Below are 12780 nucleotides of genomic sequence, written 5' to 3' on the forward strand. Positions count from 1 at the left end.
CAGACAAATAATTGTTTGCTCATACATGCAACCATTACGCCAGAATAGCCGTCATCAAATAAACACATAACCATAATGATGAAAAAACTACTTTATTTACTGATCCTTCCTTTTTGTTTAACTGCAAGTTCTTGTACCATGATGGTTAAAGGCCTGGCTAAATTGGTGGTAAAAGATTACAACGACCATACCAACACCTATATCTCGGGCATACAAGTGACAGATGAAAAAGGCAAAAAACAATTATTCGGCGAATTATTTGCCGGAAAAACCGTGTACCTATATGTATGGAAAGATAAAAAGAACAGACCGCCTGCCGATCAGGAAAAAACTTACCATGCACTGCAACAACGTTTTGCCAAATATCCAGATGTGGTATTTGCCAATTTATACCTTGGTTCTGACACCGCTGCAAACTCTTACCAATTGGTCAATAATGCTTCATCAGAAGAATTTCGTCGAATCTTAAAATTAAATGAAAAAGCACCATTCATTATTGGAAAAGATGGGTCGATACTTGCCTACAAGGGGCCAAAACCTGGCGACAACATTGTAGTAGACTACGTACTTTTTGAAGCTAGAAATGGGATGAACGGCACTAAAGCAGCTAAAAAATTAATCAGAGGAGTAAATGGAGACGAAGAATTTAAATCTCCTGAATTGCAAGAATGGTATACCAACCACTTTAACAAAGCACCAGAGGGTCGAATGTCTTTTTCTATTTCCTCTACTCATTAAAAAAGAGACGCTGGGTCTCTTTCCATAATTTATCTTATTCGTTATGCTATTAAAATGCATAACGAATAAGATTTGATCAATAAAATGGCTTCTGCCTATCTTTTAAGCCTTAGCGGCACTTTCTATAATTTCTTGTACTACATTTGGATCTAGTAAAGTACTAATATCGCCCAAATTACTGGTTTCGCCTTCGGCTATTTTACGTAAAATACGACGCATAATTTTACCCGATCTTGTTTTAGGTAAACCAGAAACAAACAATACCTTATCTGGCTTGGCGATGGCACCAATTACTCGAGTTACCGTTTGCAAGATATCTTTCTTGGTCAGTTCAACATCGCCATGCATTTCTGGGAAGATCACAAAAGCATAAATCCCTTGCCCCTTCACATCATGTGGATACCCCACCACGGCACTTTCTATTACACCAGCATGCATGTTAATTGCATTTTCAACCTCAGCAGTACCAATTCTATGTCCTGAAACGTTCAACACATCATCAACCCTACCTGTAATTCTGTAATAACCATCTTCGTCACGTAAACAACCATCACCGGTAAAGTACAGATTTTCGTAGGTTGAGAAGTAGGTCTGTTTACAACGTTCATGGTCGCCATAAGTGGTACGCAGCATGCCAGGCCAAGGAAATTTGATACATAAGTTACCACTTACCCCATTTCCTTCAATCTCATTACCATTTTCGTCTACCAAAATGGGTTGTATGCCCGGTAAAGGTAAGGTTGCAAAACTTGGCTTAGTTGGGGTAACCGTTGCAATTGGCGAAATCATGATACCGCCTGTTTCCGTTTGCCACCAAGTATCTACAATTGGCGCTTTACCCTTGCCAATTTTTTCATCAAACCAATGCCAAGCCTCTTCATTAATCGGCTCGCCAACAGAACCCAACACCCGGATAGAGCTTAGATCTTTACCATTTAAAGGCTCATCGCCAAAACTCATTAAAGAGCGGATAGCCGTAGGGGCCGTATATAAGGTATTTACTTTATGTTTTTCTACTACATCCCAAAATCTAGAAGGTGTTGGGAAAGTTGGAATGCCTTCAAAGATCAATGAGGTAGCACCTTGAGAGAGTGGTCCGTATACAATATAAGAATGTCCGGTAATCCAACCAATATCTGCTGTACAGAAGTAGACTTCGCCTGGCTGGTAATTAAATACATTGCTAAATGTATAACCTGCATACACCATATAACCACCACAGGTATGTACTACACCTTTTGGTTTACCTGTTGAACCCGACGTATATAAAATGAAAAGTAGATCTTCGGCATCCATTTCTTCTGCCTCACACACATCATTTACATGTTTTACTTCATCTTCCCACCAAACATCTCTGCCTTTTAGCATCGAAACAGGTGTACGTACATGGGTTAAAACAATACATTTTTCTACAGTTGGGCAACCAATCAGGGCATCATCAATCACATCTTTTAAAGGAATCTGTTTGTTGCCACGGTAAGCACCATCGGCAGTGATCACCAATTTACAGGCCGCATCATTGATTCTATCGGCAATAGATTTGGCCGAAAAACCACCAAAAACTACCGAATGTACTGCACCAATTCTGGCACAGGCCAAAACGGCAATGGCCAATTCGGGTACCATCGGCATATAGATACAAATACGATCGCCTTTTTTGGCCCCATTTCTTTTTAAAACATTGGCAAAGCGACAAACACGCTCGTGCAACATTTTATAAGTAAGGGTTACGCTGTCTTGTTCAGGATCGTTAGGCTCCCAAATAATGGCTGGTTTATCTCCATTGGTTGCTAAATGACGGTCTAGACAATTTTCGGTAATGTTCAGTTTTGCGCCTTCAAACCATTTAATGTTTGGTCCGGTAAAATCCCAAGAGAGGACTTTATACCAAGGTTTGCGCCATTGAAAGTTCTGTGCTACTTCTCCCCAAAATTGTTCTGGGTTCTCTACGCTCTTTTTATAATCGGCTTCGTATTGCTCAAAAGATGTGATCTGCATGGTTAAGTTTAAGTTTTGTTGGTTGCTAATTTAAATAAATATTAAACAATAGGGCTTTCAAATCCTATCATTTTTACAATCGAGCAGATATTTAGTCAATTAAGTAAAAATATTTCCTGTCCACTATTGTTCTTTACAATTATTATTCAGATATTTGCACACTCTTAAAAAAATTAAGCAGCGAAATAATCAAATAATAAAAAAGTCATGTCAAGAGTTTGTGATTTAACCGGAAAAATGGCGATGTCGGGATTTAATGTTTCTCACTCGAACGTTAAAACTAAGCGCAAGTTTTACCCTAACCTACAACTTCAGAAATTTTATATTCCTGAAGAAGATCGTTGGATAACACTAAAAGTGTCTACTTCAGCTATTAAAACCATCAATAAAATTGGTATTTCTGAAGCGATTAATCGTTTCATGAAAAAAGGATATTTGTAATAACATTTGCTGATACCCATCAGCTATAATAATAAATAAAATGGCAAAAAAAGGTAACAGAGTACAGGTTATTTTAGAATGTACAGAGCATAAAACTAGTGGCATGCCGGGTATGTCTAGATATATTTCTACGAAAAACCGTAAAAACACTACTGAGCGTTTAGAATTGAAAAAATTCAATCCAGTATTGAAAAAAGTAACCGTACACAAAGAGATTAAATAAGATTGAAGGTGAAAGGTTTAGGGCTCAAAAGGTCTTAATCAATCTCGCATTAGATCATTAAATTTATTTTAAAGACATGGCAAAGAAAGTAGTTGCAACCCTAAAAACGGGTACAGGAAAAGAATATTCGAAAGTTATTACAATGAATAAATCACCAAAAACTGGTGCTTATTCTTTCAAAGAAATCATTGTTCATAACGATCACGTAAAAGATGCTCTTGCTGGTACAAGCAAGTAGTTCTATTCACGAATAGCATTAAGAGCCGTTCCGTATTTAACGGAAGGGCTTTTTTATTTTAATATCATTCTATCTATGGGTTTATTCGATTTTTTCAAGAAAAAAGAAACTGCTCCTGAGGCACAAGTTGCTTTAGATAAAGGTTTAGAAAAAACTAAAGAAGGTTTTTTAAGTAAGATCACCAAAGCTGTTGCCGGAAAATCTACAGTAGATGATGACGTACTAGATAACCTTGAAGAAGTATTGGTTACTTCTGATGTGGGTGTAAGTACTACGCTAAAAATTATAGATCGCATCCAAGCACGTGTTGCAAAAGATAAATATTTATCTACTACCGAATTGCATCACCTATTGCGAGATGAAATTCAGCTTTTGCTAGCAGAAAACAACAGTAACGATTTTCGAAATTTTGAATATGGCAACCATAAACCTTATGTAATTATGGTGGTTGGTGTAAATGGTGTAGGTAAAACAACAACCATTGGTAAACTTGCCCATAAATTGAAAAACGAAAACCTGAGGGTAGTTTTAGGTGCTGCCGATACTTTTAGAGCTGCTGCGGTAGACCAGATTAAACTTTGGGGAGAGCGTGTGGGTGTTAGAGTGGTGGCACAGGCCATGGGTTCAGACCCTGCTTCTGTTGCTTTCGATACTTTACAATCGGCTGTTGCCAACCAAGAAGATGTGGTGATTATTGATACAGCTGGCCGTTTGCACAATAAAGTAGGCTTGATGAATGAGCTGGGTAAAATCAAAAATGTAATGCAAAAGGTAATTCCTAATGCTCCGCACGAGATTTTATTAGTACTGGATGGTTCTACTGGACAGAATGCTTTTGAACAATGTAAACAGTTTACCGAAGCTACAGATGTAAATGCTTTAGCCATTACCAAATTAGATGGTACGGCAAAAGGTGGTGTAGTGATTGGTATCTCTGATCAATTTAAAATACCTGTGAAATACATTGGTGTTGGCGAAAAAATGGACGACCTACAGTTGTTCGATAAAAAAGACTTCGTCAATTCCCTATTTAATTAATATAGGATTACGCTTTGCGGTTGATTGATTAACTTTGGCAACACAAGCAGATTGTCAGTATAAATTTATTACCATCATTTAATTAATATAATCACCAAAATTGGTGAGCTCATTTTAAATCGATGTTATCATACATTATATGAATACCAAAACAATAAAGAAAGATACCATTGTAAAAAAGCCTAAAATTAATGTCATTACTTTAGGTTGCTCAAAAAATACCTACGATTCTGAAGTGTTAATGGGACAGCTGCGTGGCAATAATTTATCAGTTGAACATGAGGCCAACAGTGTTGGTAAAGACGATATTATTGTAATCAATACTTGTGGTTTTATTGACAATGCCAAACAAGAATCAATTGATACTATTTTACAATACAGTCAATTAAAAGACGAAGGCAAAGTTGGAAAAGTAATTGTAACCGGATGTCTTTCTGAACGTTATAAACCTGAATTAGAATCAGAAATTACAAACGTTGATGCTTATTTTGGCACCAACGATCTACAAAATATATTGCACAGCTTAGGTGCAAACTACAAACACGAGTTAATTGGAGAGCGTTTATTAACCACTCCTTCTCATTTTGCCTATTTTAAAATTGCCGAAGGCTGTAACCGTCCCTGCTCTTTTTGCGCCATTCCGCTAATGCGTGGTAAACATGTTTCTAGAGACATGAATGAGTTGGTAAATGAAGCCAAAATTTTGGCTGCAAATGGCACCAAAGAACTCATTTTAATTGCTCAAGATTTAACCTATTACGGACTTGACATTTATGGTAAACGCAATTTGGACGAATTGTTACGTCGTTTATCTGATGTAAAAGGCATTGAATGGATCAGGTTACAATATGCTTATCCTTCTGGTTTCCCAATGGAGATTTTGGATGCAATGAACGAACGTGAGAATATTTGCAAGTATCTGGATATGCCTTTACAGCACATTACAGATAACATGTTGAAATCAATGCGTCGTGGTATTACCAAACAAAAAACCATCGATATTGTAAACGAGATCAGGGCAAAAGTTCCGAATATCGCTATGCGTACTACCTTAATTTGTGGGTACCCGGGCGAAACTGAACGTGATTTTGAAGAAATGTACAATTGGGTAGAAGAAACCCGTTTCGACCGTTTGGGTTGTTTCACCTACTCGCATGAAGAAAAAACCCATGCACACCAATTGGTTGACGATGTTCCTGATGAAGTAAAACAGGCCCGTGTTGATGCAATTATGGAACTGCAACAAGGAATTTCTTTTGATATCAATCAAGAAAAAGTGGGCAAAACCTACAAGGTATTGATCGATAGAAAAGAAGGCGATTTCTTTATTGGCCGTACCGAATTTGATTCACCAGAGGTTGACAATGAGGTATTAATTGATGCAAATTCTGGTTATGCAGCCAACGGAAGCTTTGTAAATGTGAAGATTGATCGGGCAGAAGATTTTGACCTGTATGGACAAATTGTAAAATAAATCTCATGCCGAAAAATGTTTAGTAAATTAGGTTAATTTCGCAGAACATGAAGGCAAAATATATCTCTTATCAGGATACCCATTCATTCTCTAAACTGGTTTTAGATTATGTAAATGATGATGAATTTTTACAATCTTTCTATAGTTTTCGTCCAGATCTAGCTGGCTTAAAAAAAGCTGTCGATGCCCGAAATTTCAAAGGGAATAGAGCTGAATTGGTGGAAGTTTTAAGCCAGCAATATCAGCATATCAAAACCAATAAATCTGTAAAACACAATATAGGTTTATTGGCCGACCCTAATACCTTTACCATTACTACTGGGCATCAGCTTAATCTATTTACCGGACCTTTATACTTCATCTATAAAATTGTAACGACCATTAACCTGGCTTTAGAATTAAAGATCGCCTATCCAGAAAAGAACTTCGTTCCGGTGTATTGGATGGCAACCGAAGACCATGATTTTGAAGAGATCAACCATGTTAAAGTTGATGAAAAAAACATCAGTTGGATCCAACAAACCAATGGCGCAACCGGCAGGTTAAGTACCAAAACCGTTGCTGCAGCCGTAATGGCCTATAAAGCCTATCTGGGGATCAGCAAAAATGGGAAAAAGCTGGCCAAGTTGGTTGAAAATGCTTACTTGAATAATGATAACTTGGCTGATGCCACTCGTGTATTGGTGAATAGTTTATTTGAAAATTATGGTTTGGTGATCATCAATGCAGATGATGCCAAATTGAAAAAACAATTTAGTGGCATTATTCAAAAAGACATTCTTGAACAAAACAGTGCGCATTTAACAGAAAAAACGAGTCAAACTCTTGAGCAAAATGGTTATAAAACCCAAGTAAACGGAAGAGAGATCAACTTCTTTTATTTGATAGATAACCTGCGTGAAAGGATCATTGAAAAAGACAATCGTTATACAGTTAACCATACAGAGATCTCGTTCAGCAAAGAAGAGCTGCTCCAAGAGATTGCCGCTCATCCTGAAAGATTTAGCCCGAATGTGATCATGCGCCCATTGTACCAAGAAGTGATCTTGCCCAACATTGCCTACATTGGTGGAGGTGCAGAGGTAAGTTATTGGATGCAGTTAAAGGCCAATTTCGAGTTTTACCAAACAGATTTCCCAGTGTTGTTACTTCGTAATTCGGCTTTGCTGATTGATAAACGAAGTGCAGAAAACTTAAATAGATTGGGCTTTAAACTAGAAGATGTTTTTCTTCCAGCCGAAGAACTGAAAAAAATCTGGATCAAAAACAACAGTAATGCGAACCTGAGTTTAGCTGACGAGATGAGAGCTGTACAAGCTGTTTTTGACCAAATTAAACTAAATGCTTTTAAAATTGACAAAACTTTAGAAAACTCTGCAGATTCTGCCAAAACAAAAACAAACCATTTGTTAGAGAATCTGGAGAAAAAGCTTTTTAGAGCAGAGAAAAGAAAACATGAGGTTTCGCTCAAACAAATTGACAACGTGAAGAACAGGTTATTCCCTAGTGGTACTTTACAAGAACGCGTAGTAAACATTGCGCCAATGTATGTCAATTATGGAGATGATTTTCTTTCCTCGTTGATCGAGAATTTCCAACCCTTGGGCGGCGACTTTACGTTATTGTTACCAAGCTAAACCTTAAAAGACCAAAGCAAATCTTGATACTTGATACTCATATCTTGATACTAAATACTTGCTACTTGATACTCAAAAAATGAACTTTATCACCTTTACCGAAAACAAACTTAGAGCCTTTACTTATACTGTTTTTAAAAAAATAGGCTGTTCTGATGCGCACGCTACATTGGCTACCGATGTTTTGATCCGCTCTGATCTAAGGGGAATAGATTCGCATGGTGTAGCACGTTTAAGTGGTTATGTAAGGCTTTGGGAAAAGAAAAGAATCAATGCAACACCCAATATCAAAATTGTACACGAAACCCCTACTACAGCAACTGTAGATGGCGATGGTGGTTTGGGTTTAGTAGTTGCACCATTTGCCATGCAGGTAGCCATAGAAAAAGCTGAAAAATATGGGAGTGGTTGGGTTTCTGTAAAAAATTCTAACCATTTTGGTATTGCAGGCTACCATGCTTTAATGGCTGTAGAAAAAGATATGATTGGGATTAGCATGACCAATGCCAGTCCACTGGTGGCCCCTACTTACGCCAACGAGCGTTTATTAGGCACCAACCCTATGTGTTATGCTTTCCCGGCAGGCCAATACCCACCTGTAATTGTAGATATGGCCACGGCTGCCGCAGCCAATGGAAAACTGGAAATTGCCCAAAGAGCAAATGCAGCCATCCCTGACGGTTGGGTACAAGATGCCAATGGACAAAGCTCAATTAACCCTAATGAATTGAAAAGTGGTGGTTCGCTTTTACCCCTGGGCAGCGATAAAGACCATGGCAGCCATAAAGGTTATGGTTTAAGTGCAACGGTCGATATCTTATCAGCAGTATTATCTGGCGCCAATTATGGTCCTTGGGTACCGCCATTCGTAGCCTTTTTGGAGCCACCAACAGATCCAGTAGGCGAAGGAATCGGTCATTTTTTAGGGGCGATGCGGGTAGATGGTTTCCGCCCTGCAGCAGATTTCAAATCTCATTTAGACAATTGGATTGAACGCTTTAAAAGTGCTAAAACCATCGATCCAAATAAAAAAGTAATCATTCCTGGAGAACCCGAACATCATTTTGAACAAGAAAGAAAAGTAAGCGGAATTCCAATTATTGATGTAGTGGTTAACGATCTTAATGAACTGGCTGCAAAACTAGAAATTGAAGGGTTATAATTTCAGACTAACATTGACCCGTCATACTGAGCCTGTCGAAGTGCTATTTAAACATTAAGAAGTTAAGCTAGTGAAAAACACCTAACCCTTCTTAATGCCTTAATGTTTAGCTTGAAATTACAAACATGAACAGCATTGATGTACAGGCTAACGACTTTTACCTTTCAAATTCCTTTTCTAAACCCTGTCTTAAGTCGAACAACAACCATTGTTTGTTTTTTACGTCTGCTTGTTTAGCTTTTAACAATTTGATAAAATCCCGAACGCCGATTTCTTCATTTCCATTACCGTGGATCAATACAATACTGCCGGCATTAGCTTGTTGACCCTTTGCCAACCAAGCATCACTACCTATCGGAATTAAGCCATAAGCCTCTATTTTTTCTACAATCTGTTGATCTGACACCAAACCAGGAAAACGGAAAAAGACAGATGGTGTCAATCCATTTTTGAGCATCAGCTTTTCATTTTCCAAAACTTCTACATCCAGATCTGTATTTTTTGCCAATAAAAAATTCTCTGCTAAAGGCAATTTATTGACTTCATGGTTATAAGAATGGTTGATCCAAGTGATATTCAGTTCTTTTTGAGCGACCAAACTTTTCAACCAATTTAAATCATCTAAATGTTTCAACATCCATTTACCAGACACCGAAATAGCCAATGGAACTGGTTGTTGTATGTTTTTAAATTCGTTAATCAGAGATTGGAAAATTACCCGATCTAAAGCTTTATGCGATGGGCAAAGATCAATTGTTAATGCAATTCCTTTTTCTTGTGGTAGGGCATGATCTATTCCCGCATTTTGTAACGGCCTATTATTCTGCGAGGCCGCATTCAATGCCTTCACATAAACTGATTTACTAAAAATAGCCTGTACATTGCCCAGTACCAAATTGGAAAGTGAATAGCTATTTGCCAAATCAATTTTTGTACTTAAAGTCTGCGGATCAACCAAAAGCAAATATCTTTTGCCCCCGTTAACAAAGCTTCTTGTGGCGATCAGTTTTTCGTTGGTATTGGTAGCCAGTGCATAATTTACTTTATAGCGTTTAATTTCCTCAAAATTTTGGGCATTAACATAAAGTGAGCACACCATTAAAATCAGAAACAGCTTGAATTTCATTGGTCAAATATAAAGACAATTTATTTTTGAAGGCGATCTAAATGTCAAGGCACCTTCCCTTTTCCACTTTAAAACTTACATTCATTTACATATTCCTTATCTTTGCCGCATGACAAAATTATCGGTTAACATCAATAAAATTGCCACTTTACGTAACAGTCGTGGGGGTAACAACCCTGATCTGGTTAAAGTGGCTTTAGATTGCGAACGTTTTGGTGCCCAAGGAATAACGGTACACCCACGTCCGGATGAGCGTCATATCCGTTATCAGGATACTTTTGACCTTAAGGCTGTGATTGCTACAGAATTTAACATCGAAGGCAATTGTCGTGAACAAAAATTTATCGACCTTGTTTTAGCCAACAAACCTGCGCAGGTTACTTTGGTACCAGACACCGAAGGACAGTTGACTTCTAACCATGGTTGGGATACGATTAAGGAACAAGCTTACCTTAAAGAAATGGTTGCTATATTTAAAAATGCTGGCATTCGCGTTTCTATTTTTGTAGACCCTGTGATCGAAATGGTTGAAGGTGCTTTGGCAACAGGAACAGACCGGATCGAATTATACACTGAAGCTTATGCAAGCACTTATCATCAAAATAAAGAAGAGGCCATTGCTCCTTATATCGCCGCTGCAAAAAAAGCAAACGAATTGGGCTTGGGCATCAATGCAGGGCACGATTTAGATTTACATAACCTTCACTATTTCGCACAACAAATTCCAAATCTTTTAGAAGTTTCTATTGGCCATGCCTTAATCAGCGATGCTTTGTACCTAGGTCTGGAAAACACCATTCAACAATATTTAAAACAATTAGTTTAATCTTTCCGTCATTTCGCCAACTGTAACGAAGCTGCAATCGATCTTAAAAGATGATTTCGTTTATCCGAAATGGCACATTAATTCCCATACAAATGCTTAAAGGTGTAATCCTTGTTCTTTTTGGTGCCTGTAGTTTTGGCATCCTTTCTACCTTTGTTAAATTGGCTTATGCCGAAGGTTATAACCTCTCAGATGTTACTGGCACCCAAGCCTTTTTTGGCGTGGTATTGTTATGGACGATCTATTTCATCCAAACTAGGTTCAAATCTAAACAAAGTCCAAAACCAGTATTAAAAACACATTGGGCCAAACTAGTAGCTGCAGGTGCATTTTCGGGCATGGTTAGCCTTTGTTATTACCAATGTGTAAAACTGGTTCCAGCCTCGGTAGCCATTATTTTATTGATGCAATTTGTGTGGATCAGTGTACTTTTAGAATTGATCTTCTATAAAAAGAAACCTACCAAACACCAGATCTTGGCTATCATTTTTATTTTGGGCGGAACAGTTTTGGCCAGTGGCTGGTTAGGCACACCAATTGCCGAATTGAATGTAATGGGGATTGTATATGGCTTAATTTCGGCCCTTTTCTATGCTTCATTTTTGATGCTCAATGGCAAATTGGGCACAGAATATCCCGTACTTAAAAAAAGTGCATTGATGATTACCGGTGCCTGTATCATCATCTTTATCCTACTCCCACCTTATTTTTTAATTAATGGTGCTTTAGGTGGCAGTCTATTGAAATGGGGAATTATTCTTGCTGTATTTGGCACCGTTATTCCCCCATTATGTTTTGCATCGGGCATTCCAAAGGCAGGGTTAACCTTAAGTTCAATCTTAAGTTCTGTAGAATTGCCTGTTGCGGTAAGCATGTCGGCATTGGTATTACATGAAGAAGTAAGTTTGGTTCGTTGGTTAGGTGTAGCGATTATTTTAGGGGCTATGGTTTTACCAAATTTGGAAAATATAAAAAAGGGGAATATCTTTAAAACAAAAACCTCATGAAAAAATCATTTTTTGCGCTGATTACTTTACTTGCGCTTGCCTTTGTGGGCTGTAAAAATGTTGCCACCATTAACGAAAGTGAAGCTGGAGATGTTATTGTAACTTACCTAAAAGGAAATCCCGAATATAAAACCGATCGTTTCTATTTTGGTGAAATCAAATTCAACAGCAGAAAAGAAATGTTAGAGTTAGAAAAATATAAAACACTGGCTGATGAGGGTTATATCACTATGACCTTAGAAAAAGGTAAAAAGAAATTTTTATCTAAAGACAGCAGTTTTGTTTACCTCATTAAATTAACAGATAAATCAAAAGAATTTGTCTTGAAACAAGATGATGATAAAGCAACTGTAAAGGTGGTTGATTATGTTTTGGCCAGCGAAAAACCGGTAAATTTCTCGAAGGTAAATGACAACAATGCAAAAGTTACCGTATCCTTGAAGAAGGAAAATACTGTATTTGCGCCTTTCCAGAGAAACAGTTCAAACAACAGCGATTTTATTACCAAAACCTACAGGTTAAAATTGGATAAAGAAGAGGGCTGGAAAGTAAACAAATAAAGGTTTTAAAATATCTTATTTAGCGTTCTATAAATAAAGGCTAAATAAGATATTGGCATTCTGATTATGGCAGTGGCGGCAATTCGCATTCTGGATCTTCTGATCCTAAGCAAGCCCATTTTGCACAACTTTCCGGAAACGGTTCATTTAATGCCATAGCACCCCAACTCCCGTCTGCATATTGCTTGGTGCAATACCTACAAGGCGCATTTTGCAATGGTGGGTCTCCTCCACCCAAAATATTCTTAAGCTCACTTCTTGAAAGATTGATAGGCTGTTTTACTTTTTTCATTAGATTACTAGTTTAGGTTA

At 37.7% G+C, this 12780-nt stretch carries 14 protein-coding genes; 11 read left to right on the top strand and 3 right to left on the bottom strand.

Going from position 1 to position 12780, the window contains the following annotated elements:
* The first annotated feature begins 75 nt into the window (after positions 1–75).
* Positions 76–738 carry a hypothetical protein gene (locus tag AQF98_RS13105; RefSeq protein WP_152969710.1) on the top strand — a complete coding sequence of 221 codons (663 nt, stop codon included), beginning with the start codon at positions 76–78 and terminating at the stop codon, positions 736–738.
* 102 nt (positions 739–840) lie between these two features.
* Here AQF98_RS13105 and acs read toward each other — a convergent pair whose 3' ends face one another.
* Positions 841–2736: an acetate--CoA ligase gene (acs, locus tag AQF98_RS13110; protein WP_055132403.1), complete on the bottom strand. Its 1896-nt coding sequence runs from the start codon at positions 2734–2736 to the stop codon at positions 841–843.
* 207 nt (positions 2737–2943) lie between these two features.
* On the opposite strand from acs, the gene rpmB reads away from it, so the two are divergent.
* The 7 genes from rpmB to AQF98_RS13140 all read left to right on the top strand — a co-directional run bounded on the left by rpmB (position 2944) and on the right by AQF98_RS13140 (position 8949).
* A complete protein-coding gene (gene rpmB / locus AQF98_RS13115; protein ID WP_055132404.1) occupies positions 2944–3177 on the top strand; it encodes a 50S ribosomal protein L28 in 234 nt (77 codons plus the stop codon).
* A gap of 40 nt (positions 3178–3217) precedes the next feature.
* The gene (gene rpmG / locus AQF98_RS13120; protein WP_008242799.1) at positions 3218–3400 is read left to right on the top strand and encodes a 50S ribosomal protein L33; all 183 of its coding nucleotides are present in this window, start codon (positions 3218–3220) and stop codon (positions 3398–3400) included.
* Positions 3401–3476: 76 nt separating this feature from the next.
* Complete coding sequence (locus tag AQF98_RS21845) at positions 3477–3638, top strand: DUF4295 domain-containing protein (protein WP_082435050.1); 162 nt, start codon at positions 3477–3479, stop codon at positions 3636–3638.
* A gap of 75 nt (positions 3639–3713) precedes the next feature.
* Entirely contained in the window at positions 3714–4676 is a 963-nt protein-coding gene (gene ftsY / locus AQF98_RS13125; RefSeq protein WP_055132405.1) for a signal recognition particle-docking protein FtsY, read from the top strand.
* 139 nt (positions 4677–4815) lie between these two features.
* Positions 4816–6150, top strand: coding sequence for a 30S ribosomal protein S12 methylthiotransferase RimO (gene rimO, locus AQF98_RS13130; protein WP_055132406.1), 1335 nt, complete (start codon positions 4816–4818; stop codon positions 6148–6150).
* A 47-nt stretch (positions 6151–6197) separates the two neighbouring features.
* The gene (bshC, locus tag AQF98_RS13135; RefSeq protein ID WP_055132407.1) at positions 6198–7787 is read left to right on the top strand and encodes a bacillithiol biosynthesis cysteine-adding enzyme BshC; all 1590 of its coding nucleotides are present in this window, start codon (positions 6198–6200) and stop codon (positions 7785–7787) included.
* Positions 7788–7866: 79 nt separating this feature from the next.
* The gene (locus tag AQF98_RS13140; RefSeq protein ID WP_055132408.1) at positions 7867–8949 is read left to right on the top strand and encodes an Ldh family oxidoreductase; all 1083 of its coding nucleotides are present in this window, start codon (positions 7867–7869) and stop codon (positions 8947–8949) included.
* Positions 8950–9106: 157 nt separating this feature from the next.
* Here the strand turns inward: AQF98_RS13140 and AQF98_RS13145 are convergent, their stop codons facing one another.
* Positions 9107–10075 (bottom strand): hypothetical protein, encoded by a 969-nt coding sequence (locus AQF98_RS13145; RefSeq protein ID WP_055132409.1) that lies wholly within the window; start codon positions 10073–10075, stop codon positions 9107–9109.
* 109 nt (positions 10076–10184) lie between these two features.
* Between AQF98_RS13145 and AQF98_RS13150 the strand changes: the two genes are divergently transcribed.
* From AQF98_RS13150 to AQF98_RS13160, 3 genes are read left to right on the top strand one after another with little or no spacing between them, the layout of a single operon-like run.
* Positions 10185–10901, top strand: coding sequence for a pyridoxine 5'-phosphate synthase (locus tag AQF98_RS13150; RefSeq protein WP_055132410.1), 717 nt, complete (start codon positions 10185–10187; stop codon positions 10899–10901).
* A gap of 50 nt (positions 10902–10951) precedes the next feature.
* Complete coding sequence (locus AQF98_RS13155; protein ID WP_235524229.1) at positions 10952–11908, top strand: DMT family transporter; 957 nt, start codon at positions 10952–10954, stop codon at positions 11906–11908.
* The gene (locus AQF98_RS13160; RefSeq protein ID WP_055132411.1) at positions 11905–12468 is read left to right on the top strand and encodes a hypothetical protein; all 564 of its coding nucleotides are present in this window, start codon (positions 11905–11907) and stop codon (positions 12466–12468) included. The genes AQF98_RS13155 and AQF98_RS13160 overlap by 4 nt, the downstream gene beginning before the upstream one ends.
* A 64-nt stretch (positions 12469–12532) precedes the next feature.
* Here the strand turns inward: AQF98_RS13160 and AQF98_RS13165 are convergent, their stop codons facing one another.
* Positions 12533–12760: a hypothetical protein gene (locus tag AQF98_RS13165; RefSeq protein WP_055132412.1), complete on the bottom strand. Its 228-nt coding sequence runs from the start codon at positions 12758–12760 to the stop codon at positions 12533–12535.
* Between the last annotated feature and the right edge of the window lie 20 nt (positions 12761–12780).

This window comes from Pedobacter sp. Hv1 (assembly GCF_001412215.1).
Taxonomy (GTDB): Bacteria; Bacteroidota; Bacteroidia; order Sphingobacteriales; family Sphingobacteriaceae; genus Pedobacter.